The organism is Pedobacter nutrimenti (genome assembly GCF_032678445.1).
Lineage (GTDB): Bacteria > Bacteroidota > Bacteroidia > Sphingobacteriales > Sphingobacteriaceae > Pedobacter > Pedobacter nutrimenti_A.
Genome location: NZ_JAVTSQ010000018.1, coordinates 17,837 through 42,673, shown reverse-complemented (window position 1 = coordinate 42,673; position 24,837 = coordinate 17,837). Strand labels below are relative to the sequence as shown.

General features: G+C 40.5%; 20 protein-coding genes and 2 tRNA genes. 7 read left to right on the top strand and 15 right to left on the bottom strand.

Annotated features, from left to right (window positions below; all coding sequences use genetic code 11):
• Nucleotides 1–31 precede the first annotated feature (31 nt).
• Nucleotides 32–1,060, top strand: a complete 1,029-nt coding sequence (locus tag R2S08_RS25990) for a quinone-dependent dihydroorotate dehydrogenase (RefSeq protein WP_316837856.1) — start codon at nucleotides 32–34, stop codon at nucleotides 1,058–1,060.
• Between the two features lie 87 nt (nucleotides 1,061–1,147).
• Here R2S08_RS25990 and R2S08_RS25985 read toward each other — a convergent pair whose 3' ends face one another.
• The 3 genes from R2S08_RS25985 to R2S08_RS25975 all read right to left on the bottom strand — a co-directional run bounded on the left by R2S08_RS25985 (nucleotide 1,148) and on the right by R2S08_RS25975 (nucleotide 2,232).
• Nucleotides 1,148–1,324, bottom strand: a complete 177-nt coding sequence (locus tag R2S08_RS25985) for a spore protein (protein ID WP_316837855.1) — start codon at nucleotides 1,322–1,324, stop codon at nucleotides 1,148–1,150.
• 35 nt (nucleotides 1,325–1,359) lie between these two features.
• Nucleotides 1,360–1,433 (bottom strand) — tRNA-Cys (locus tag R2S08_RS25980).
• A gap of 49 nt (nucleotides 1,434–1,482) precedes the next feature.
• Nucleotides 1,483–2,232, bottom strand: coding sequence for an RNA methyltransferase (locus tag R2S08_RS25975; protein WP_316837854.1), 750 nt, complete (start codon nucleotides 2,230–2,232; stop codon nucleotides 1,483–1,485).
• On the opposite strand from R2S08_RS25975, the gene R2S08_RS25970 reads away from it, so the two are divergent.
• The gene (locus tag R2S08_RS25970; protein WP_316837853.1) at nucleotides 2,223–4,592 is read left to right on the top strand and encodes a BamA/TamA family outer membrane protein; all 2,370 of its coding nucleotides are present in this window, start codon (nucleotides 2,223–2,225) and stop codon (nucleotides 4,590–4,592) included. The genes R2S08_RS25975 and R2S08_RS25970 overlap by 10 nt on opposite strands.
• Here R2S08_RS25970 and R2S08_RS25965 read toward each other — a convergent pair.
• The 4 genes from R2S08_RS25965 to R2S08_RS25950 all read right to left on the bottom strand — a co-directional run bounded on the left by R2S08_RS25965 (nucleotide 4,589) and on the right by R2S08_RS25950 (nucleotide 8,104).
• Complete coding sequence (locus R2S08_RS25965; RefSeq protein ID WP_108551817.1) at nucleotides 4,589–5,119, bottom strand: hypothetical protein; 531 nt, start codon at nucleotides 5,117–5,119, stop codon at nucleotides 4,589–4,591. The genes R2S08_RS25970 and R2S08_RS25965 overlap by 4 nt on opposite strands.
• Nucleotides 5,116–7,413, bottom strand: a complete 2,298-nt coding sequence (locus tag R2S08_RS25960; protein ID WP_316837852.1) for a patatin-like phospholipase family protein — start codon at nucleotides 7,411–7,413, stop codon at nucleotides 5,116–5,118. The genes R2S08_RS25965 and R2S08_RS25960 overlap by 4 nt, the downstream gene beginning before the upstream one ends.
• A gap of 64 nt (nucleotides 7,414–7,477) precedes the next feature.
• Nucleotides 7,478–7,966 (bottom strand): TspO/MBR family protein, encoded by a 489-nt coding sequence (locus R2S08_RS25955; protein WP_316837851.1) that lies wholly within the window; start codon nucleotides 7,964–7,966, stop codon nucleotides 7,478–7,480.
• Between the two features lie 66 nt (nucleotides 7,967–8,032).
• Nucleotides 8,033–8,104: transfer RNA gene (locus R2S08_RS25950), tRNA-Arg, on the bottom strand.
• A gap of 216 nt (nucleotides 8,105–8,320) precedes the next feature.
• On the opposite strand from R2S08_RS25950, the gene R2S08_RS25945 reads away from it, so the two are divergent.
• Both R2S08_RS25945 and mgtE read left to right on the top strand, forming a co-directional pair.
• Entirely contained in the window at nucleotides 8,321–8,473 is a 153-nt protein-coding gene (locus R2S08_RS25945) for a hypothetical protein (protein WP_316837850.1), read from the top strand.
• An 86-nt stretch (nucleotides 8,474–8,559) separates the two neighbouring features.
• On the top strand, nucleotides 8,560–9,933 hold the full coding sequence (mgtE, locus tag R2S08_RS25940) for a magnesium transporter (protein ID WP_133777830.1): 1,374 nt from the start codon (nucleotides 8,560–8,562) through the stop codon (nucleotides 9,931–9,933).
• Between the two features lie 79 nt (nucleotides 9,934–10,012).
• Here mgtE and ychF read toward each other — a convergent pair whose 3' ends face one another.
• Nucleotides 10,013–11,107 (bottom strand): redox-regulated ATPase YchF, encoded by a 1,095-nt coding sequence (gene ychF, locus R2S08_RS25935; RefSeq protein WP_316837849.1) that lies wholly within the window; start codon nucleotides 11,105–11,107, stop codon nucleotides 10,013–10,015.
• Between the two features lie 127 nt (nucleotides 11,108–11,234).
• Between ychF and R2S08_RS25930 the strand changes: the two genes are divergently transcribed.
• On the top strand, nucleotides 11,235–11,750 hold the full coding sequence (locus R2S08_RS25930; RefSeq protein WP_316837848.1) for a DUF5362 family protein: 516 nt from the start codon (nucleotides 11,235–11,237) through the stop codon (nucleotides 11,748–11,750).
• Between the two features lie 56 nt (nucleotides 11,751–11,806).
• Here R2S08_RS25930 and R2S08_RS25925 read toward each other — a convergent pair whose 3' ends face one another.
• The 6 genes from R2S08_RS25925 to R2S08_RS25900 form a co-directional block, all read right to left on the bottom strand.
• A complete protein-coding gene (locus tag R2S08_RS25925; protein ID WP_133777827.1) occupies nucleotides 11,807–12,508 on the bottom strand; it encodes an SRPBCC family protein in 702 nt (233 codons plus the stop codon).
• A 158-nt stretch (nucleotides 12,509–12,666) separates the two neighbouring features.
• On the bottom strand, nucleotides 12,667–15,807 hold the full coding sequence (locus R2S08_RS25920; RefSeq protein WP_316837847.1) for a CusA/CzcA family heavy metal efflux RND transporter: 3,141 nt from the start codon (nucleotides 15,805–15,807) through the stop codon (nucleotides 12,667–12,669).
• A 28-nt stretch (nucleotides 15,808–15,835) separates the two neighbouring features.
• Nucleotides 15,836–16,933 (bottom strand): efflux RND transporter periplasmic adaptor subunit, encoded by a 1,098-nt coding sequence (locus tag R2S08_RS25915; protein WP_316837846.1) that lies wholly within the window; start codon nucleotides 16,931–16,933, stop codon nucleotides 15,836–15,838.
• A 7-nt stretch (nucleotides 16,934–16,940) separates the two neighbouring features.
• Nucleotides 16,941–18,215 (bottom strand): TolC family protein, encoded by a 1,275-nt coding sequence (locus R2S08_RS25910; protein WP_316837845.1) that lies wholly within the window; start codon nucleotides 18,213–18,215, stop codon nucleotides 16,941–16,943.
• A gap of 82 nt (nucleotides 18,216–18,297) precedes the next feature.
• Nucleotides 18,298–19,659, bottom strand: coding sequence for a HAMP domain-containing sensor histidine kinase (locus R2S08_RS25905; protein WP_316837844.1), 1,362 nt, complete (start codon nucleotides 19,657–19,659; stop codon nucleotides 18,298–18,300).
• On the bottom strand, nucleotides 19,656–20,336 hold the full coding sequence (locus R2S08_RS25900) for a response regulator transcription factor (protein WP_133777822.1): 681 nt from the start codon (nucleotides 20,334–20,336) through the stop codon (nucleotides 19,656–19,658). The genes R2S08_RS25905 and R2S08_RS25900 overlap by 4 nt, the downstream gene beginning before the upstream one ends.
• Nucleotides 20,337–20,508: 172 nt before the next feature.
• Between R2S08_RS25900 and R2S08_RS25895 the strand changes: the two genes are divergently transcribed.
• Nucleotides 20,509–22,842: a family 20 glycosylhydrolase gene (locus R2S08_RS25895; RefSeq protein ID WP_316837843.1), complete on the top strand. Its 2,334-nt coding sequence runs from the start codon at nucleotides 20,509–20,511 to the stop codon at nucleotides 22,840–22,842.
• A gap of 2 nt (nucleotides 22,843–22,844) precedes the next feature.
• On the opposite strand, the gene R2S08_RS25890 is transcribed toward R2S08_RS25895, so the two are convergent.
• Nucleotides 22,845–23,438 carry an RNA polymerase sigma-70 factor gene (locus R2S08_RS25890; RefSeq protein WP_316837842.1) on the bottom strand — a complete coding sequence of 198 codons (594 nt, stop codon included), beginning with the start codon at nucleotides 23,436–23,438 and terminating at the stop codon, nucleotides 22,845–22,847.
• Nucleotides 23,439–23,628: 190 nt separating this feature from the next.
• Between R2S08_RS25890 and R2S08_RS25885 the strand changes: the two genes are divergently transcribed.
• Nucleotides 23,629–24,828, top strand: a complete 1,200-nt coding sequence (locus tag R2S08_RS25885; protein ID WP_316837841.1) for a FecR family protein — start codon at nucleotides 23,629–23,631, stop codon at nucleotides 24,826–24,828.
• Nucleotides 24,829–24,837: the final 9 nt, after the last annotated feature.

Below are 24,837 nucleotides of genomic sequence, written 5' to 3'. Positions count from 1 at the left end.
TGATCGGTAAAAACGTTCCTATCTTCGCTGCATGTATCGCATAATAAAACCTGTTTTCTTCCAGTTTGATCCGGAAAAAGTACATCACTTTGTAGTTAAAAGACTAAAGTGGTTTAATGATTATTTCCCTCTGGGGAAAACCATTCTGAGGAGTAGTTTTGATGTGAATATAAAAGGCCTGGAACGAGAGGTTTTTGGAATCAAATTCAAAAACCCTGTTGGACTGGCTGCTGGTTTTGATAAAAATGGAGAATATATTGAGGCCTTGAGCAATCTTGGGTTTGGATTTATTGAAGTGGGAACGGTAACGCCTATGCCTCAGCCAGGTAATGATAAGCCAAGGATGTTCCGTCTGGAGGAAGATCAGGCGATCATTAACCGAATGGGCTTTAACAATAAAGGTGTAGACACCCTTGCCGAACGCTTAAGGATTTTAAAGAAAAAAGATTCTAGTATTGTTATTGGTGGAAATATAGGAAAGAATAAAACAACACCTAACGAAGAGGCGGTTAACGATTATATTAAATGCTTTGACCGTCTTTTTGATGTAGTTGACTATTTTGTGGTGAATGTGAGTTCTCCTAATACGCCAGGTTTAAGGGAACTCCAGGAAAAAGAGCCTTTAACCAATTTGCTTAAGACCTTACAGGACCGAAATTTAAAAAATGGGGTGAGCCGACCTATCTTATTAAAGATTGCTCCGGATCTGACCAATGACCAATTGAACGATATTGTTGAAATTGTACAGACAACTGGGATAGCCGGCGTGATCGCAACCAATACCACCATTGACCGAAATGGGTTATATACTTCTGAAACAATTACCAAGGAAACAGGAGGTCTAAGTGGTAAGCCTTTAACGAGTCGTTCTACTGAAGTGATTCGTTATCTTTCGCAGCAATCTAAAGGTTCATTTCCGATCATTGGAGTGGGAGGGATACATTCACCGGAAGATGCAAAAGAAAAACTGGAAGCAGGAGCTTCTCTGATCCAGCTTTATACTGGTTTTATTTATGAAGGCCCGGGAATCATTAAAAGAATTTGTAAAGGCCTTTTGTAAGCAACAGCGATTGGCTTAAACAAAAAAGAGGCTGGATCATATGATCCAGCCTCTTTTTTGTTTCTTTAGAAGACTTAAAGAATCTACTTATGCCTGAGCAGTAAGTTTAGCGATAACAGCATTGTTGATTGCTAATTGATCTTTAGAAGACTGTTTTGAACGGCTTCCTAATTCAAGATTTGTAGCCAATTTCAAATGTTTTACTTCTAAACGTGAAGTAGTCTTATTTTTTCTGTCTTTTCTTTTTAATCTTGTAACTGCCATGGTTGTAACCTTTATGTTTTTAATTTAAATAAATCTGGAGGTCGAGAGCGGATTCGAACCGCTGTACGAGGTTTTGCAGACCTCTGCCTAGCCACTCGGCCACTCGACCCTGTTAAATTTCAGGTTGCAAAAATAGCAATTATAAGTTAGTATGCAATTTATTTCTTAAAATTTCTTGAAATATCTGAGCATAAAATCCCAGCAGAAATCGCAACATTCAAAGACTCAGCTAGTCCCACTCTTGGAATCGTAACAGGAAATTGAATAAATTTTTTCACTTCCGTTGTAATTCCTTGTCCTTCGTTCCCTAAAATGAGAATTCCTTCGTTTCCCCATTCCATCTCATAGCTGCTTTTACCCTCCAGTAATGCGCCAAATATAGGAATATTTACCTTTTCCAGCAACTCAGAAACGTCCTGATAAAAAATATTTACCCGGCAGAGTGAACCCATCGTTGCCTGTATGGTTTTCGGATTGTAGACTTCTACTGTATTTAAAGAACAAATCACATTTTTGAAACCGAACCAATCTGCGGTTCTGATGATGGTTCCCAGGTTTCCGGGATCCTGTACGCCATCGAGGAGGATGGAAAATGTATTTTTTAATACTTTGTCATTTACTGGCACACTTTTGGGAATGTGGACCAGTGCCAGTATGCCTTGAGGGGCTTGTAAAGTACTAATCTTGTCCAGTTCGGCATTGTTTACTTCAAATAACTTTATATTTGACGGTAAATTGGGCAGTAAAGACTTATATTCAGCAAGATAATAAATGCTGTGTATTTGATAAGCGGATGGAACGAACTCTATTATTGATTTTATGCCTTCAATAATAAAAATTCCATTTTCTTTACGGAACTTTTTTTGATGTAATGATTTAATAAAACCTATCTGTGATTTTGAAAGCATACTCTATTTATAAAACGAAGATCCAGTTTCCTGCAATATTACTATTTATTATTCTTTTTGTTACTGCATGTTCTTCTACAAAATACATACAGGATTACCAATCCGTTGTAAAAGAGGTGCATATAGATAGTTTGCCTCCGAAACTTCAGGAAGAAGCTTTCAGTTACGTGCAAAAGGATATCAGGCCAGCGCCTAAACTGGGCATTAATGTTGGCTTATACAATCTGTTTTATACTTTATTTAAAACAAAGTCTGTTGGAAATCCGGCGCCTCTTCTGGACAGCACCCTGGTAGAAATTTCCCGTAATCAGATTGAGAAATTTTTAAATAGTAAAGGTTATTTTAACGCGAAAGTCAGTTCAGACATTACGGTAAAAAAGCAGCGGGCAAAAGTCTATTTTAAAGCCAATCCTGGCCCGGCATTCTTTGTTAAGAAATTAAGCTATGATATCGAAGACGCCAAAATAAAAGATATCTATTTCAACAGCAAACAGAAATTTACGCATTTAAGGGAAGGGATGCAATATGATGATGACTCTCTTGCTTATGAAAGAGATCAGATCTATGAATTGATGAAGCACCATGGTTATTTTGACTTTGCGAGGCCATATATTAAGTTCACAGTGGACTCGAATTCTAATCATGGTCAGACAAAGGTGATGCTGATTGTAGACAATCCCGAAGGCAAAACAGAACATGCACAATTCAAAATTGGAGAAACTAATGTCATTATTGCACCAAGCACTGATGGTTTTCCTGATTCTATACGGTTTAATCCGAAAATTATTAGGGGGATAAGGTTTACAGACCTGTCCGGACATTTCAGGCGCAATCCTATTTTGCGGTATAATTTTATCAGACAAGGTGAGTTGTATGACAATAAAAACGAGACCTTAACCTATGATAGGCTTTATGAGTTGAATGTCTTTAAAAATGTAAAGATTGATTACATCAAGCCTGCTGATAGTGTGAACACGGTAAATCCTGTTATCCGGTTAATACCGCAAAAACGGATGAGCAACAGGGTGGAGGGAGAGCTGCCTTTTAATGCGGGAACGGTTGGTTTTACGCTCAGTAACACCTACATTAACAACAATATGTTTAGAGGGGCTGAACGCTTTGAATTTCAGGTTAAAGGTGGCTTGCAATCAAGATTGGGGCAGGGTAAATCTGTTTTTAATGACGTTTATCAGCGTGATTTTTCTTTAAGTACGAGTTTGGCTGTTCCAAGACTTATGGTTCCTTTTCATGTTCCTATAATGGGTAAAAATGGAATGCCTTTTACTTCATTTGGTATTAGTTATGTGTATGGGCTTCAGAAAGACGTTTTTTCAAGAAAAGTATTCCAGACCTCTATCACCTACGATTGGTATGAAACCAAATTTAAAGTGCATTCCTTTACACCTTTGAACTTTGAATACCGGCTGGGCTCCTTATTGCTGGATACGGTAAATAACCCGGATAATGCTGCACTGGTCAAAGACAATGCTTATAATCTGATGTTGCTGAACAGAAAGGACATTACTCTGGGAATGAAATACAGCTATACACTGAATCAGGCCAAACTGTTGATTCCTGGTACCTTTGTTTACTTTAGGGGGAACATTGATATTGCAGGAAATATGCTGCAGGGGCTAACCCGCTTGTTTGGAAGTGTACATCATGCTTCAGAAGGTGATTATTCTGAAATTCTCGGATTGCCTTATAATCAGTATGTGCGGCCGGAAATTGATTTGAGGTGGTATAAAAACCTTGGTGGTGTAAGGCAGTTTGTGGCAAGAATAAACGCCGGGATTGCTGTTGCTTATGGGAATTCTACGGCAATACCCTTTGAAAAGAAGTTCTTTGCGGGAGGATCAAGTGGGGTAAGGGCGTGGCAAGCCAGGACATTAGGGCCAGGGAATTATAACCGGGCTGTTTTAACCCAGGATCAGCGTACAATTTTGTATGGACTTGATCAATTGGGTGATATGCATATTGAAACCAATTTAGAGTACAGGTATAAAATGCTCAACAAGTTTTTTGGTGCACAGCTCAAAGGAGCAGTCTTTCTGGACGCCGGTAACGTATGGAACGTTTCATCTGGACAACCCGCGGAAACTTATTTTAAGTTTCAGAAGTTATTCGATCAGATTGCTATCGGAACGGGTGTGGGCTTAAGGTATGATGTCGATTATTTTGTGTTTAGATTTGACATTGGATTAAAACTTAAAGATCCTCAGTTCAGTGGCTCCGACCAATGGGTTATTGCCAAATACCTGAGTGGGGCAAAAGACTTTAAGAATGAGTATAATACGACCCATGCACCCGATACCTATCGTTTTGTGCAGTATAATTTCGGGATAGGGATGCCTTTTTAAAAGAGCTTCTTCAGGCCATCAAATACCGTTTCAAAAAAAGTTGGTATGCTCAAACCGTTACTGTGGTTAAAGTAGAAGAAGATCAACAGGAGAATGACAGCAAAGATGAGGAATTTCCTGAACGCAAAGGCCAGCAGGACAATGATGAGCGGAATCAGGACCAGCCACATACTATTAAACGCATAAGGACTCAGGTCTCCGTCTTTTTTATAGACATAAACCAGTTTGCTGTGCGTACCCTTATCATTGATGTGTTTAATGTAGACAAAAGAAGAACGTTCCAGTTGAAGAGGCAATATGGCAACACCATCGTTGAATTTTAAGGATTGGGTAAAACCACTTACGCTGAAGGTATAGATCCCGTTGATCTGTTCCTGGGGCTTGTCCAGGGAATCAGCAGCAATAATGGCCAGCTTGCTGTTTTTCAGCAAACTCTCTTTTACAATAAAGTTGTTGATATCCGAACGTTGTGCAAAACCAGTACTGGTCAGGAATAACAAAAGGAAAAATAGGTAAGCTGGTCTCATTCTAATGATCGTTTATTGTAAATTAAATATCCCAAATGTAATAAAACGCCGTTTCTTTTTGTGCGGTCATCGTATAAATTATAGCTAAAGCTGATTGGCCCTACTGGAGTATGGTAAACAAGCCCTGCGGTTCCTGCATAATGCCATTTGCTGAATGCTTTGTTGTTGTCTACGTCCTGGAATCCTTCCTGCTGTATTTCTTTGTAGGGCAAAAATACATAGGCTTCCACCCTAAGGTCAAGGTTCCGTTTTAAAGTATAGACATTTTTTAGCCCTCCGGCGAGATAGCTCGCCGCTCTGAATTTCTCCAGGAATAGCGACCTGCTGTCTTGCAATGGGTAGAAAGCCGGGGCAACCAGTAATGTGGAATAATAGTTTGAAAATAAGGGTAAATTGGAAAGCACAGCTTCTGCCAGGTAACCAAGACTATAGTTGTTCTTGTGGAAAAAATAATTTTCATCACTGATTTTAACACTGCCCCAGTTTTTGTTATGGCTCTGTTCGTCTAGTTCCTCATAGAAAGAAGCATTCCTTGCGATATTTCCTGGGGTATAATTCTCTTTACCCGTATAGTAATTGACACTTAAAGTGAAGTTTCTCCCTTTGTTGGGATACTGCTTTCGGTTAAAGGTGTTTTGTTCAAAAGTGAGGTTCGGTCTGAATCCATTAAAGGTGGTGCGGTCAAGTATATCGCCTACATTAAAGGTATTGGTGGGGCTGTAATGGTCGGAATTATTGAATGCGGCAGCGCTTAGTGTTATTTTGGTCCCTCTGTTTAAAGGAATGCCAAATTTGAAATCTATTTTCCTGTCGGTTTGTTCTATATAGGTTGGGCTTGGATTTTCAATAAAAATAGAGCTGGTGCTGTAATAGTTAAAGTGGTTAAAGGTCATCTCAGCAGCCAGGAACATAGGTAAACTGGTTGGGAAATCGACCCGGGCATTCAATTGGGCGGCCTCATAAAACCTGCCCGAATAGAAATTTACACCAAAGGTGTAGGCTTTTCTGTTGAGATAATTGTATTGTACGCCTAAATAGACATTGCTGATGGGTCGGGTGGAGATGTTGCCTCCCAGGTCTATTTTAAAGCTTCTTTTTGGCCTGGCTACGATTTCAAAGGTATAGCTGTCTGAGGGTTGGTTATAGGAGATTTTCGGATAAACGGTTTCAAAAGTTTCATCTGCAACCAGTTTGTAATAGCCTTGTTTAATGTCGGAAAGATTAAAAGTCGCTTTGTCTTTCTTAAACAAACGCTCTATATATTTTTTTTGCTGATCATTGACGCCGCTTACGCTGATCGAGCTAAAAAAGAGGTCTGGCTTTTTATTGTTGAAGTTGTTTCTTTTGATGCTAAGATCTTCAGGTTTTGTTCTTCTGGTTATGGCTTTTTTGATCTGGGCCATATTCGCCATTGCTGCATCATAACCTTGTTTGATCAGGTCTGCTACCGGATAAAAATTGGTGGAGGTGTAGTCAGTAAGATTGGGCTGGACATAAATTCCATTTTCTCCTATCATGGTAGAATCAGATTTGGCCAGGAACATATAGATCAGCGACCGGTTGAGTAAGCGGTCTCCATTGTCTTTAGGGTATTCCTTGAATGTTTTAGAAGATACGTTTACCCCGATAACATAGTCTGGTTTAAACTCCTTTTTCATAATGTCTACCGGAAAATTGTTATAAATTCCTCCGTCAAAAACATATTTTCCGTCTACTCGTATAGGTCTGTACACAAATGGAACGGTCATGGTCGCCCTCACCGCTTCGGCAAGACTCCCGCTTTTGAGGGTAATACTGTTTTGCAGCAGTACATCAGAAACCATACAACGGTAGGGAATAAATAAATTGTCGAAATTATCTTTAGCAACGGCCGAGGCCTGAGAAAAAAGTTCGAGCAGTGCAAAATTTAAAGGAATATCGTTTACAAGGTTGGACCTGAAGCTAATCCGCAGACTGGTGTCTATACTCAGTTTTGCAGATAAGGCAGAGGCATTTACATTGTTTTTTTGGAAAAAGAGACTGTAATCGCTGGTGTATTTTCCGCTAACCCAGTCTTGAAAATCTTTGCTCAGTGCTATTTTTTCCATTTGTGCAGGTGTATAGCCTGCGGCATACATGGCACCCACTATCCCTCCCATAGAGGTTCCGGTGATATAATCTATCGGGATATTGTTCTCTTCCAGCGCTTTGAGTGTACCTATATGGGCAAGTCCTTTTGCGCCACCACCACTCAATACCAAACCAACTTTTTGCGCATGACCATATAATGCACAAAAAATGAATAAAAGGGGCAAGAGGTATTTGTAAGGTATCACATCCTAAAAATAGGATTTTCGATGATCAAATCCTTGATTTGTTTTAATTTAAGCTATAGATGCTATAGGTGAGGAGTGTTGCGAAACTTACCCATAGTATATAAGGAATGAAAAGGAGTCCGGCCAATTTATCGATCTTGTAAAATACCCTGGCGTTGGTGATGATGGCGGCCAGCAAAATGAAAATCTCAATCAGTGCAATTCCTATTTCCCTGGCGTAGAAAAAGATAAAAGACCACATTAAGTTCAAGATCAGCTGTATGAAATATAGGGCCAGAGTGCGGGGGAAGTGTGCAATTTGCGCTCTTTTTCTCCAAACCAGGTAAGCTGAGATGCCCATCAGAATAAAGAGCGATGTCCATACCGGTGGAAAGATGGTATTGGGTGGATTAAACGAAGGTTTAATTAATGTGGGGTACCACGTTTTTACAGAAGTTGCTGTCAATAAACCACCTAGTGCGCCAATGGCAATGGGGATGGCCAGGTTAAGAAGAAAAGCGCCTATATGAAAAGGTTTGTTCTGTGCAGCCATGGAAACAAGTTTAATTCCTGTATAATCAATAAAAGCTGTCAGGATTGACAGCTTTTGTAAGAAATGTGCCCCTGGAGGGATTCGAACCCCCATCGATGGTACCGGAAACCATAATTCTATCCATTGAACTACAGGGACAATTTGCGCAAAGATATAAAAAAAACACAATTGTAAATCTAAATTATAAAGTATTGTAAAAGACAATCATTTTTTGTCTGTTTTTGCGTTTTGTTGCCAGGCGGAATTGCAAAGAATATAGGATTTCAGGGTTTGTTTTGTCCGTTTGAAGGTGAGTTGCCCTGGAAGAGTGCCGGATAGTTCGGATATTTGGAAAGCGTTCTATATTTGTAACCTATGATGTCAAAAAAACTTATAGACAACCTGATCAGGGCAAGCAGTTGGTTTTCCGTTGGCCTGGGCGTTTTTGCGTTCAGTGCTGTTTTAATTCGCGGCCTTTATCAGCAATTGTTAATAATTAACTTTAAGGTTGGAATGAATTTTGGGTAATAAAAATGGCATTATTGAAAATAAAACCTCACTTTTGCAATCCTGATAAAGCAACAGAAGCATGTAAAAAATAGTCGAATTATTTTATGGAAGAATTAATTGTTGAAGAAGTAGTTGAGCTGATTGAGAAGGGCGACGATGCACAATTAAAAGTTTATTTGGATGATCTGAACATTTCAGATGTAGAACATCTGATAGATGAGCTTCCCCAGCATGCAGTAAAATTTATAGATACTTTATCTATAAAAAGGGCGGTAAACGTTTTCAGGATCCTGGACTTTCCTACACAGGAAAGAATTCTTAAAAAACTTTCTGGTGTTAAACTGGCAGAACTGATTAATCTGATGCCACCGGATGACCGGACTGCCTTATTTAGTGAACTTAAGGGTGATGCGGTTGCGAAACTGATTAAGTTGCTTCCGGCGAAAGATCGTGTAGAGGCACTTTCGCTGTTGGGCTATAAAGAAGACAGTGTGGGTCGTTTGATGACACCGGATTATGTTGCTGTAAAAAAAGACTGGACAGTAACCCGGGTATTGGAACATATCAGACGTTTTGGAAAAGATTCCGAAACGATTGATGTCATCTACGTTATTGATAAAGGTGGTGTACTTTTAGATGATATCCGGATCAGGGAGATTCTCCTGGCAGATCCGGAAGCAAAAATTGGAGATCTGGCGGATAACCGTTCTATTGCGTTAAATGTGAACGATCCGCAGGAAGAAGCGATCAATGTTTTCAGAATGAACAACCGCGTGGCTTTACCAGTGGTTGACGATAACGATGTGTTACTTGGTATTGTAACTGTAGATGATATTCTATGGATTGCAAATGAAGAGTATACAGAGGATATGCATAAAATAGGGGGTACCGAGGCATTGGATGAACCTTACCTGGATATGCCTCTTTTTGGTTTGGTGAAGAAGAGGATTGGCTGGCTCGTTATTTTATTTCTTGGTGAAATGCTTACTGCTACAGCCATGGCACATTTCGAAGCCGATATTGCGAAAGCAGTTGTGCTTGCTATGTTTGTGCCACTCATTATCTCGAGTGGTGGGAATAGTGGCTCTCAGGCTTCAACATTGATTATTCAGGCTATGGCGCTTGGTGAGATTACGGTAGCGGATTGGTGGAGGGTAATGAGAAGAGAAATCCTTTCCGGTTTGATGCTGGGGATTGCATTGGGTGTAATTGGATTTTTAAGGATCTTTGTCTGGACCATGTTCTCCGATATGTACGGACCACACTGGATTTTAATTGGTTGTACCGTAGGTGTAGCCCTGGTGGGTGTAGTGCTGTGGGGATCATTATCTGGTTCCATGTTACCCTTGCTATTGAAGAAACTTGGGGCCGACCCGGCAACTTCTTCTGCTCCGTTTGTGGCAACACTGGTTGATGTAACCGGACTGATCATTTATTTTTCTGTTGCAGTGATGTTTTTAAAAGGTGTGCTGCTCTGATTTTCAGAGATATTATATACAAAAAAAGCAGTTCCATACGGAACTGCTTTTTTTGTATATAAAGTTTTAATTCTATGCTTTAAACATTGAAACGGAAGTGCATGATATCACCATCTTCCACAACATAAGTTTTTCCTTCTACGCCTAATTTACCAGCATCTTTACAAGCATTTTCAGAACCCAGAGTTACAAAATCATTGTATTTGATCACCTCTGCACGGATAAACCCTTTTTCAAAGTCTGTATGGATCACACCTGCGGCCTGAGGAGCTGTAAAACCTTTGGTAATGGTCCAGGCTCTTACTTCCTGTACACCAGCGGTGAAATAGGTGTAGAGGTCCAGCAGGCGATAAGCTGCGCGGATCAATTTATTTACACCTGATTCTGTTAATCCAAGATCTGCAAGGAATTCCTGACGCTCTTCATAACTTTCCAGTTCGGCAATTTCAGATTCAATTTTAGCCGAGATGACCAATACTTCTGCATTTTCATCTTTTATGGCGTCTTTAACCCTGTCTACGTAAGCATTTCCGTTGATCACAGAGCTCTCATCTACATTACAAACGTACATTACGGGTTTTTGTGTCAATAGGCCCAGATCTTGAATAAACTCAAAATCATCAGCATCAACAGCTGCTGAACGCACAGATTTGCCAGATTCCAGATGGGTTTTAATAATACTCAGTACATCAAAAGTTCTTTTGGCATCCTTATCCGTTTTCGCCATCTTTTCCACTTTCTGTATACGTTTGGTTACGGTGTCCAGATCTTTCAACTGTAATTCAGTATCGATAATCTCTTTATCACGGATAGGGTCAACAGAACCATCTACGTGGATCACATTTCCATCATCAAAACAACGCAGCACGTGAATAATAGCATTGGTTGCCCGAATATTTCCAAGAAACTGGTTGCCCAGACCTTCGCCTTTGGATGCCCCTTTTACCAAACCGGCAATATCTACGATTTCAATAGTGTTGGGAACAACACGGTTTGGCTTTACCAGCTCTTCCAGTTTGGTTAGCCTGTCGTCGGGAACAGTGATTACGCCAATATTAGGCTCTATAGTACAAAAAGGAAAGTTTGCTGCCTGAGCTTTTGCGTTCGATAAACAGTTAAATAAGGTAGATTTCCCAACATTCGGTAAACCTACTATACCACATTGTAATGCCATGAATAGTTTTGTCTTAATTTGGCGCAAAGGTACCAATTTTTTTGAAATCAGACACTGAATAAACTTGCAGGGAAGGCAAATAATAATTATGTTTATAAAACTGAAAATATAAATTAACATTATCACTATGGAAAATTTCGAAGAAACTGAAGAGACGAACGCATTGCCTGAGAACGAAACTCCTGTTGAACAGCCAGAGATCAAACTCATTGTAACTGAAGATATTCGCAGTTATCTTTATGACATGGCAAAATGGACCAAGTTTCTGGGGATATTTGGATTTGTTATTTCAGCCTTACTGGTGATGTTTGCATTTGGAGCAACTGCTTTTATTGCTGTTCTTTCAAAATACAGTCCGGGAACACAGTTGGGGTCTTTAGGTGCAGGATTTATTATGGTGTATTTTATATTCCTGGCACTTTTATATTTCTATCCGAGCCTGATGTTGTTTAAGCATGCTACCGCAGCTCAGAAAGCCGTTTTATTTGGTGATCAGCTTAGTCTGAGTACTTCGATGAGCAATCTGAAGTCTTTTTTTAAGTTTTGGGGTATCCTGCTGATTGTGCTGATCGCTATGTATGTGCTGATTTTTGTTTTTGCAGGTATAGCTGGTATTGCAGGCACAGCTATGGGCGGGCATTAAAATAAGAAGATAGTCTTGATAAAAAAGGCCGGTTATCCGGCCTTTTTTATGGCTGATCAGATGAAAACAGGTGTTCTGTTTTCTACATGATATTTGAAATTTTTAATTTCCTTTTTTAGTAGGTGCTCAAAATATGGATTAAGTATCCTGGACAATCCAATTCCAAGTCCCCCACCCATTGGGCGGTAGGAGAGTACAATTTTTAACAAGGTATTCTGGCCGCCAGCTAAAGGCTCAAACTCCACCCGACCCACATGCTGGAACAGAGAGCCACGGTCTGATCTCCATCCAATAAGACGTCCGGGCTCATCTTTAACGATCTCTGCATTCCATTCTACAGAAAACAGGTTGCCTAGTACATTGGACTTCCAGGTGGAGAGTTTTTCGTCTACCACTTTCACATCAAGCAAACGTTTAATGCCGTGAGGAAGATGGTTTAAATTTCTCCATTGAGCATATACCTCTTGTGCCGGCAGATCAATTTCGAATTCTCCGCGAATATTTACCGCATGGGGTTTATTGCTGTCTATGCCAAGGTAATCGTAAAAGAAACATTTTCCGGTGATGCCGCGATAGGCGAGATAAGCCCCATACAGAATCCTGGATTTAAAAGGGTTTTTGAGGGTACTTCCAATTAAGATGCCGCCAAGTAACAAAGAAAACAGGCGCTCATTCGCTCCTACGTTCTCGTAGTGCTGTTTTTCAATAGAAAATTTTCCCGAACGGGGTTTAAAGTTGTGAAGTTTTAGCTCAGCCATACCAGAATAGTTTGATTGAGATATAAACAGATAAAATGCATTTGTGTTTGAACACCTAAAAAAAAATGTGTTTGACAGGGAGCGTCAAGACCTGCCAATCTTTAACGCCCCTGTGCAAACACGACCTAACCAACCGGAGATCCCGCTCCGGTTATCGTTTATGCCCCTGCTTCAGCAATGGGCTTTATCGTTTCTTTTACTTTTTTCTGGTAAGACCAGTAAAATACTATTGGATAAACAAACAAACAGAATATCGTATTGGTAATTAAACCTCCTATCACCACAATAGCCAGGGGTTTAGAAGCTTCAGAACCGATTCCTGTTGACAGAGCTGCCGGCATCAAACCGATGGCAGCCATCATAGCCGTCATAATTACAGGTCTGAGTCTTGCTGCTACACCATCTTTGACGGCGTCAGCAAAGGTCCAGGTTGGGTGATGCTTGAGTTCTGTAATATTGCTCTTGAACCTGGTGATGAGGATTACACCATTCTGTACGCAAATACCAAACAAGGCAATAAAACCTATCCCAGCAGAGATGTTAAAGTTTACATGTGTAATTAATAGTGCGAGAATACCACCAATCAAAGCAAATGGTACATTGTTCAGTACGAGTAACGAGTCTTTAATATTGCCAAATAATACGAACAGGATAAAAAAGATCAGGAGTAAACTGATAGGGACAGCCTGGGATAACCTGGCAGTAGCCCTTTGCTGATTCTCAAAATCTCCCGCCCATTCCAGTTTATACTCTTTAGGAAGTTTGATCTGTGCATTTACTTTGGCCTGTGCTTCTGCAATTGTGCTGCCCATGTCACGCCCCCTGATGGAGAACTTGATGGCACCATATCTTTGATGCCTGTCACGGTAGATAATGCTGGGGCCAGTAATTTTACTGATGGTAGAGATTTCACTCAGCGGTACTTTTGCTCCCGAAAGTGTTGGGATACGGAGGGCTCCAATGGAAGCCTCATCCTTCCTGAAATCTTCAGGGTACCGGATCCTCAGGTCAAATTTACGTTCCCCTTCATAGATTTGAGTAGCCGCTTTACCGCCTATTGCCATTTCGATAATGGAGTTGGCATCATCTGTCCTTACTCCGTACAGCGCCATTTTACTCTGATCAAGTTTGATCTGTAATTCCGGCTGGCCTAAGTTTTTTAAAATCCCTAAGTCCTCAATTCCGTTTACTGTTTTTAAGATGTCAAATATTTTTTGCTCATGTTTTTCAATGAAGTCATAGTCATTGCCAAACATCTTCACCACAATAGAACCTTTCACCCCGGAAACTGCTTCTTCTACGTTGTCAGAAATGGGCTGGGAAAAGTTTAAACTAATGCCTGGATAACCTTTCAGTTTTTCCTGCATACGCTCTATCAGCTCTTCTTTAGTTTCCTTGCGTTTCCATTCTGTTTTTGGGTAAATGTCCACCAGGAACTCCATATTGTAAAATCCTGTAGCATCTGTACCATCATTTGGACGCCCGGTTTGAGAGATGACTTGTCTGACTTCTTCAAAACTCAAAAATATTTTTCGCATCTCATTGGCCAGTTTCTTGGTTTCTGTTAAAGAAACACTTAGCGGTGCACTTGCTCTTACATAAATGGAACCTTCATCCAGTGTTGGTAAAAATTCTGTTCCAAGAAATTTAAAACTAAACAAGCCAACAACAAGAACAATCAGCGCACCAAAGAACACCAGTTTACGGGCTTTAAAGCAAGCGCTGTAAAGGCGCAATACACCGCGGGTAAGGTATTCCAGAAAAAGGTTGTGTTTTTCCTTTACATTTTTTCTCAGCAGTACACTGGCCATTGCCGGAACCAGGGTAAAAGTAAGTAACAAGGCGCCCAGCAAAGCAAAACTCAGCGTCCAGGCCAGTGGAGAAAACATTTTACCTTCTACTTTCTCAAAAGTGAAAATGGGCATTAGGCCGGTAATAATGATCAGTTTTGCAAAAAAGATTCCTTTTCCGTTTTCCAGACAGGCCTTTTTAATGATGCCAAGTTTACTCATCCGGTTAAATTTCTCCATTCCATTCTTATGGGAATTGTAATCAAGGGCCACAAAGATCCCTTCCACCATTACAACTGCACCATCAATAATGATCCCGAAATCTATAGCGCCCATAGACAACAGGTTGGCAGACATTCCTTTTAGTTTTAAGCAGATAAAGGCAAAAAGAAGGGCCAGAGGAATAATCAGGGATACAATCAAGGTTGTTCTCCAATCTGCCATAAACAGGAATACGATCAGTGTTACAAAGATGATCCCTTCCAGCATATTATGCATGACGGTGTGCGTAGCGAAGTTTACCAGGTCCTCGCGGTCATAGAAGGCACTGATCTTCACATCACCCGGCAGGATGTTATCGTTCACGTCCTTGATTTTTTCCTTGAGATTATGGATCACTTCGCTTGGGTTTTCACCTTTTCGCATCACCACTATACCTTCCACAACGTCAGGATCGCGGTCACGGCCAACTTGTCCAAGCCTTGGTAAAGCTGATTCTGTGACCTCAGCAATGGTTTTTACATATACAGGAGTTCCATTAAAATTATCTACAATAATGTTTTTGATGTTATCTATATTGTTTAATACACCAATACCGCGAACCACATAGGCTTGCCCACTTTGTTCAATGACATCACCGCCAACATTAATATTACTCTTGGATACGGCATCAAAAAGTTCGGTTGCCGTCACACCGTATTGTATAGATTTCTGAGGATCAACAGTGATCTGATAGGTTTTTACCTCACCACCAAAGCTCACTACATCTGCAACTCCCGGAACAGAAAGCAACTCTCGTTGCACCACCCAATCCTGAAGTGTTTTTAATTCTCTGACCGACTTTTTATCACTCTTTAAGGTGTAACGGAAGATCTCTCCTGTAGGGCCGTATGGAGGCTCAACCTCTGGTTTTGCGCCAGAAGGAAGATCAGCTTCATCGAGGTGATTGTTTACCTGCACTCTTGCAAACTGGTAATCTACATTATCTTCAAATGTAATTTTCACTACAGATAAACCAAAAAGGGAAGAAGAGCGGATGCTGGTCCTTCTCTCAGTTGGGTTCATGGCGATTTCCAGTGGCCTGGTTACAAATTTTTCTACCTCCTCGGCGCTGCGGCCGGGCCATTGGGTAATGATCGTGATATTTGTATTGGTTACATCAGGAAAAGCCTCTATGGTGGTATTTTTAAAACTCAGGTACCCGGCCAGAACCAAAATGAAAGTGGCAAAGAATATGAAATACTTATTCTTCAGGGCAAAATTTATGATAGACTTAATGAATTTATTCATTATAGTAATATTAAGTGATAAGGAAAGGTTAAGGTTTCAGGCTGTCATAAAGGAACAATTGCTTGGAAGCCACTACACGGTCTCCTGCTTTTAATCCTTTACTGATGTAGGCTTTATCTTCAAACTTTCTACCGAGTTCAACTTCCTGTATACGCACTTTTTTTATCGGGTCCAATACCATCACATAATACTTGTTGTTGTCGAAAATGAGGCAATCTGCGCTAACCACTGGCAAACTAGCACCGTTCGTTGTGGCAATCTGCACAGTTGCCATCATTCCCGGTTTCAACAAATACCCTGGGTTTTTAATGACCACACGGGCATTCATAACTTTGCTGTCATTGTCCATTACATTGTAGATCTTGCTGATCTTACCCTTAAATGATTTATCCGGATAGGAAAGAATGGAGATGTTTACTTCATCTCCCTCTTTGATTTTGGAAATGTCCGATTCGTAGATATTGATCAATGCCCAAACATCCGACAGATCCGCTACGGTAAACAAATTCTGGCTATTATCTGGTCTGACCTGCATATTGGTGGTCACATTTTTATCTACCACAAATCCTGAGATGGGAGATCTTAAAGTATATGAGCCATTTTTGCTGCCGCCATTTAAGGAAAGGATAGACCTGGTACGGCGTTCTTCAGCCTGCTTAACCATCAGGTCATTTTTAGCCTGTTCCAGATCTCTTGCAGAGGCCAGACCACTTTTATACATATCTTCAGTGAGTTTTGCATTCCGCTGTGCATTCCGCAAGTCAGCAGAAGAACTGATGCTTTCCTTATCAAAGCCTGCCATTTCTGCACTGGTCATCGTGGCCAGTACCTGGCCTTTGCTCACTGCATCTCCTAGTTTTACCGTCGCACTTTGTACGCGTCCACTCACCATAGGATAGATTTTAGCCATTTTTTCTTCATTGGCCGTGATCTTGGCGGAGAAATTCAAATCAGCCTGGTTATTCGCTCCCTGTACGGTGTCAATTTCCAGTCTTTTAATCAGAGAGTCTGTTACAACAAACTTGTCTTCTTTAGGCGCTTCTTTTTTCTGTTCTGAACAGGCAGATAAAATAAGGACGGCGGAGATGGCAGTCAGTGCGCCGATGTTTTGGATAATCTTTTGCATGTGTGCGTTATTTGAAAATGTTAGATCCGGTCACAAAATTGATTTCTTCTTTAGCGTTCATACGCTGGTATTTCAGGGTATTCATTTGCAGTGTACTGGCCTTATAGGAATCATAGAAATCCAGGAATTCAATTAAACTGATGTTTCTGTTTTTAAAGTTCTTGATCACCTCACGGATCAGTTTGTCAAAATCCGCATTGAAATTCTTATCAAAACCGTGGTAAAGATTTTCCGTGCGCAAGGCTGATGCATAACTGTTGTACACTTCATTCTCCAGAATGGCATCCTGCTGATTTAAGCTGGCCTTTCCTGCATCGATGGCAATTTTGGCTTTTTTAATTTCACCTTGGTTGCGGTTGAATAAGGGAATGGGTAATTTTACGCCAATTCCGGTATATTTTGTTGGATAGCTGCCTTGAAGATCATAGGTTAATGAAAGTTCTACATCAGGTATGGCATTGGCTTTCTGAAGTTTTAGATTGTTCTCCGCATATACAATCCCGGTTTTTGCCAGCTGAAGATCAGCGCGGTTGTTGCGGGCTGAATCCAGTAAGTTGGTATAGATCTGTTTGTCCAGCTGATCATTTTCTTCCTCTTCAGGGGAAACGACCAGGGCAAGTTTTGCATCTGGTTTGATATTGGTCAGGAGTTTAATTTGGGTTTGCAGGTCTTCAATATCATTCATCAGACTGCTGTATTCGCCCTGCAAACTATATAATAGAGATTTTATCCGGATAATGTCTTTCATAGCGACATTTCCCATCTTTAACTGCTGCTCATTTGCGGTTAGCAGGAGTTTTAAAGAATTGATCTGCTGTTCGTATACTTTAGCAGATTGCTGGTCATAGTAAGTTTTATAGAAGGTAGAAGTCAGGCTGAAGCGAAGCGTCCGCATCAGGTCGAAATATTGGTACTCGCTTAATTTTACCCCTGCAGTGGCCAGCTGTATATTTTTATTGCGCTTACCGGCAAGTTTAATGACCTGCGACAGGGCAGCCTGGTATTCTCCGGTTGTACTGTTGGTCTGTAGAAACTTCTTGGTTTCATGGTTGTACAACTGGTTTTCATAGCTGATTTCAGGGTTGTCGAACAAACGGGCTGTAATGACATCAGCTTTGGCCTGGTCGGTCTGATATTGCTGAGCAATCAGCTGGTAGTTGTTTTTGACAAAGAGCTTTTCGGCCTCAGGCAAACTTAATTTCAGCGAGTCGGTGTTTTGTGCCGATACACCTGCAGCCAGGCATAGCAGTGCAAGGCAGCTTAAAAGTTTTGAGATTTTCATTGGGATCTGGTCATTTATAAAATTATTGACCAAACCTACCCCGGGCGTATTAAAGCGAAATTAAAGAGAAATTAAAAAGAAATTAAAATTTAGGAAAAGAGATCTCAAAGATGGTTCCTTTACCTTTTTGTGACTTTACAGTGATGTTTCCCTTGTACAGAGTCACAATTTTATAAGCCATATATAGCCCCATTCCATTGCCCGCATGTGCAGTTTTAGAAGAAGAACTATAGAATGGTTTAAATATATGATCTAATTGCCGCGGCTCCATACCCACACCCTGATCAACAATAAAAATATGAATGCCGGTTTCATTAATTTCCAGGATGCATTTTACCGGAAGCTGGTCGGAAAACTTAAAGGCATTGGATATGATATTGTCCAATGCGATCTGCAGTAGGGTGGGGTTACAGTTTACCGTAAGTAATTCCTCTTCCATTGGCAGGTCTTTAACCTCCACCAGGAGCGGATAATTTCCCGGTTTTTTAGTCCATTCTTCCTGGATGGACCAGATCATTTCATCTATCCTCAGTTTAACCCAATTGGTTTCCCCATATTCCAGATCTGTTTGCGCCAGATTGAGCAGGCTGCTGATGATATTTTCCAGTTTTTCTGCATCTTCGAGAACGGAATGTAAAGCCCGTTGGTAATCTTCCTTGCTTCTTTCCTGGGAAAGGGAAATCTCTGCACCAATAATCATCCTGGTAATAGGGGTTCTGAGTTCATGAGAAGCATTGGCAACAAAAGTTTTCTGTAAAATAAAGGATTGTTCCAGGTGCTCCATTAAATTGTTGAAATTCTGAGCAAGCAGTTGGACCTCATCTTTATTGGTGCCCTCGCTTACTCTGAAGTGCAGATTGTTGGATTTAATGAGTTTGACCTGTTCAATAAATTCATTTAATGGCAGGAGGATTCTTTTAGCGATCCACCTCACAGAAAGGAGCAAGCCAATAAAAATCGTCAGAAAGGTTACCACCATGATTTTCCATAGTTTTTCTACACGGTTGATGGTGCTCTGATCTATAGCAGAGGCGAGGATCACGAAGTCTCCCTGGTTGTCCTTATAATAAATTCCAACGACCTGTCTGAGGCCTTCTCTGAATTGCAGCTTTTTGGCATGCCTTACTTTTTCAATGGTTTCAATGTTCCAGTATTGCTGGTCGTCTCCGATAAAAGTTGCATCATTTTTATCGTTATAAATTCGGATCACCTCGCCATTTAGTTTTTCGAGGTATTGCTCCCGAACCCTGCTCAGTGAGTCACTCGAAATCTCATCTGCTTCCAGATAGAGCTTCGCAGTGACCATGGTACGGTCTGTAAGCCTGGAAAAAAATTCCGCCTGCATAAATTTCAAGAAAGTAAAATAGATTGCAAACAATACACAAAGAAGAATCAAGGTACTGATTAAGGTAAAATATAAGGCTAGACGGTCCTTTATCTTCATGCTTCTTTGAGAATGTAGCCCATTCCGATCTTGGTGTGGATCAGTCGTTTGTCAAAATCTTTGTCTATTTTCTTTCTCAGGAAGTTGACATAGACATCTATCACATTGGTTCCGGTGTCAAAAGTAATATCCCAGGCATTTTCTGCAATATACTGACGGGAAAGGAGGCGGTTTGGATTTTTGAGGAACAATTCGAGCAAGGTATATTCCTTGGCAGTCAGTTCAATCTGTTTACCAGCTCTTTCCACAGTTTTACTATACGTATCAATTGTAATATCAGCAAAACTGAGTTGGTTTTTTGGAGCGAAATTTTTATGGCTTCTTCTTAAAAGAGCTTCCAAACGGGCCAGTAATTCTTTAAAATGAAAAGGTTTAAGCAGGTAATCATCTGCTCCTGAGTTGAGCCCGATCACTTTATCTTCAATAGAGCCCAGAGCAGTAAGGATCAATATAGGGAGATCTTTGTTGTTTATTCTGAGCTGACGACATACCTCGATACCATTTAGACCCGGCATCATAATGTCCAGAATAACCAGATCGTAGGGGTTGGCCTGAAAATCGATCAATGCCTCTGTTCCATCGGCAATCGACGTTACATTATACTGATGTTCTTCCAGACCTGCTTTGATCAGGCTGGCAATTTTAATGTCGTCTTCTGCTAATCCAATTTTGAACATAACGCAAATATATAGATCATTTACGGATTTATCTGCTACAGTTAAACAGGTCAATCGTTTGCGCAAAGAAACCTATTCTTATTGTGCAGATATTAATTACCTTAAACTGTGTTATTGAAACAAATATGGAAAGAAAACTCCTATCTGTTGACATTAAAATAGTAATTAATATATGATTAGAATAAAGAATATACCTGTTGGTATCCTGTTATTACTTTCTGCAACTGCATTTGCCCAAAAGAACAACCAAAATGTGCCTTTGGTTGCAGAAATCGGTGTCATTCATTCAGGGGATAAAAAAGTTGTTTTTCCAACAGCACCAGCGGGGTATCAGTTGATCTATCGCGGAAGTGACCGTTCTCCTGTGATCGATAGCATGGGCACCATTACGGCTCCATTGGTTAATGCAAAAGTAAATCTCTACTTTCAGTTGATCAGTACAGCTGTTGATACGCTCAAATATGATGTTTCTAAACAAGTTCTGATTCCAGGTCGATTCCCTGATAAGGGTATCAATCCGCAACCTTTTGTCATCTCGGCACTGCGCGAATGGCATGGTGGTCAGGGAAGCTTTATACTGAATTCCTCCAGCCGGATTGTTTTAGATCCAGGCAGTAAAAATACTTTGCAAAAAGTGGCAGATCTCCTGAAAAAGGAATTGAAGGCACAAACCGGATTTAATTTAAACATCACCTCGGGCAAACCTCAAAAAGGAGATCTTTATTTAAGCCTCGGAGAGAAAGACCGTAGTATAGGAGATGAAGGGTATTACTTTAGATCTGATGCTTATCTAAGCATAAGTGCGTTAAAATATCAGGGGCTGTTCTGGGGAACAAGAACACTGCTTCAGCTACTCGAACAGGATAAAAATATTCCAAAAGGTGTGGCCAGAGATTATCCTGAATTTAAAGTCAGAGGATTTGTACTGGATGCCGGCCGTAAATTCTTTAGTCTTCAGTTTTTACAGGATTATGTAAAGCTCATGTCTTACTATAAGATGAATGATTTTCAGGTCCATTTGAATGACAATGGTTTCAAGAAATATTTTGGGGATAAGTGGGACAATACCTATTCCGCCTTTCGATTGGAAAATTCAACCTATCCCGGCCTCACGGCTAAAGACGGATCTTATTCTAAAAAGGAATTTATTGAATTGCAGCAACTGGCAAGAGATTATGATCTTCGCATTATACCGGAAATAGATGTCCCGGCACATGCCCTTGCCTTTACAAAAGTTGTTCCTGAAATAGGGAGCAAGCTTTACGGGATGGATCATCTGGATCTGAAAAACCCTAAAACAGTTGAAGTGGTTGAAAATGTATTCAAAGAGTATTTAGGTGGGAAACATCCCGTGTTTACCGGGAATGAAGTACATATTGGAACAGATGAATACGCAAAAAAAGAAGCGGAAGCTTTCCGTGCGTTTACAGACCATATGATTAAATACGTCCAGGGCTATGGAAAAGAAGTGAGGGTATGGGGGGCATTGACCCATGCCGCTGGTACAACACCTGTAACCGTTAAAAATGTCACAATGAATACCTGGTACAATGGTTATGCTCAACCTGTGGATATGAAGAAGCTAGGTTATAAACAAATCAGTACACCCGATGGATGGTTGTATATTGTGCCTGCCGCAGGTTATTATTACGACTATCTGGACTATAAAAATATCTATGAGAAGTGGAGTCCACTGCAGATTGGTGAAGTGCGTTTTCCAGCAGGCGATCCGGGAATTATCGGCGGTTCATTTGCAGAATGGAACGATATTGTGGGGAATGGAATTACAGAAAAAGACGTACACGACCGTGTTTTTCCGGCGATGCAGGTGGTGGCAGAAAAAATGTGGGGCGGAGATCAAACTACAAATACCTTTGAGGTTTTTGATGCCAAAAGAAAACAAATAGGTGAGGGACCTTTTTTAAATATGAGAGGCAAAATCGGAAAAATAAAAGAAGCATTAGTGGCCTCTTATTCTTTTGATCAGCCGGGTAAAAATATCGTATTGCATCAGGCCGGATATTCAAAAGGGACCAAAGGGAAAGCCTTAACTTTTACCGGGAAAAATAGTTTTGCTGAACTTCCTTATAAAGAGATTGGCTATGATTACACGGTTTCTTTCTGGATTAATCCTTCAGGTAATGCAGAGGACAATGTTCCTGTTTTCAAATCACCAAATTCCGTGGTTAAATTAAAACAAGGCAATACTGGTAAACTGGGTTTCTCCAGGGAAGGGTATGACTACGATTTTGACTATGCCGTTCCGGAAAATGCCTGGACACATGTGGTGATCTCAGGAACTTCAAAAGGGACTAGTCTGTATATTAATGGTCAGTTGCAAAAGCGATTGTACGACAACTGGATACAATTTACAGATAAGGACAAGGTACGTAAGGTAGAAACCTTATTCTTTCCACTGCAGCAGGTTGGAGGGTTCAAAGGTAAGCTGGATGAATTGCAAATCTGGAACAAGGTATTGACGGATCAGGAAATCAGTTCGATGTAAATCTAGGATAAGATCACTCCAAAAATAAGCAGCAGGCCAATTTCCGGATTCTTATATAAGTATTCTTTAATAAAGCTGATTGACTTCACCATATGGCTGTTCACTGTAGCTATAGAAATGCCAAGTTCGTCAGCTGCCTGCTGGTAAGTTTTTCCTTCTATTTTACAGAGTATGAAAACCTTTTTTCTGGATTCAGACAATTTATTGATTGCTTGTTGAATGATCGCTGCAGTTTCTTTTCCGATTAAAGCTTCTTCTGTTTGCATATAATAATCAACAGCATTGATCAGCAGACTCGCCTGAAGCCTTTTGTCTCTGGATACCTTTCTCAGGTAATCGTAAACCAGATTTTGGGCCACAGTATACAGAAAAGCAACAAAAGACTGGTCTATATTGATGAGCCGGCGTTTGTCCCATATTTTAAGAAAGAGATCTTGCAAAAGTTCTTCTGCAACATCATCATCTTTAACGATGCTGTTGATCTTTCGGTACAACACTTTGGCGTAAGTACTATAGAGCGCATTAAAAGCAGGTTCATCCCCCTGTCTGAATTGCAGGAGTAATGCTTTTAATTGTGGTTCGCTCAGAGTATCCATGTATGTTTAGGCCTTATCGGGCCTAAACTAAGTAAAAATCATCTTATCCAGTGAATTATTTCAAAATCCAGCTTTTAAATTTTATTTCACTGTAAATAAGTTGGTTGTATGTATTTCTTGTTTTAGCATCAATGTATTTCTGTTCAGCTACGTATTGCTTTTATATATCTCTGATAAAAAGCCTTAATTTATGGATCAGCTCCGGACACTCTTTAACCGTTACCTGCAGAATCAATGTACAACAGAAGAAATTCAAGTACTGATGCGGTATTTTTCTTCAGCAGAACAAGGTCCCGAGTTAAAGCAAGCCATTCGTGAAGCATTGGCTAAATCGCCAGCGGTAGAAGAAACGGATGAAGATCGTCTTGAGGAACGTATTAAACGGGTGCAAATCTATCTGAATAGTAGTTTCAGCAAACCATCACGAAAGTTAAGTCCGGCATTTTTCAAATACGCTGCGGCAGCAGCACTTCTTATAACACTTTCGGTTGGCTATCTTTTCTTTAGCCCTTCAAATAAAGGGAATTCAGAACATTTGGCAGCCGAAAAACAAGATGTTCAACCGGGTAGTAATAAAGCCGTACTCACCCTTTCTGATGGGTCCCAGGTTTCCTTAACCGATGCTGATCCGGGTGTTCTGGCCAAACAGGCAGGTGTCAGCATTACAAAAACAAAAGATGGTCAGTTGATCTATACCGCTCAGACACCACATGAAGGAGATAAGGTTCTAACAAGCGTTATTAACAGGATTTCTACTCCCAGAGGCGGGCAATACCAGGTTAATTTACCTGATGGTACTAAAGTCTGGCTCAATGCGGCTTCCTCGCTTAAGTTTCCGGCAAGCTTTGTGAATGCAGCTAAACGCCGGGTTGAGCTTAACGGAGAGGCTTATTTCGAAGTGGCCAAGGATAAAACAAAACCATTCATTGTTTCTACAGGGCCTTCCGGCTCTGGTCAGGGGCAGGAAACAGAAGTGCTGGGAACTCATTTTAACTTAAACAATTATCCTGAACAAGGCCGTACTGTAACAACACTTATGGAGGGAAGTGTGAAAATTACAGGAATAAGAACTGGAACATCAGGAATACTTAAACCAGGACAGCAGTCTGTTTTAGATTGTTGTCTTCAAATCTATCATGCAGATATAGAAGCTGCTATGGACTGGAAAAATGGGAATTTTTATTTTAACGACGAGAACATTAAAAACATCATGCTTAAACTCTCCCGCTGGTATGATATAGAGGTGGAATATAAAGGGAAAGTGCCTGAGTTTGGTTTTGGTGGTGAAATATCCAGAACTAAAAAGCTCTCGGAAGTATTGAAAGTACTGGAAACAACCGGGGCCGTTCATTTTATTATTGAAGGAAGGAGGGTAATCGTTATGAATTAATTCTACTTC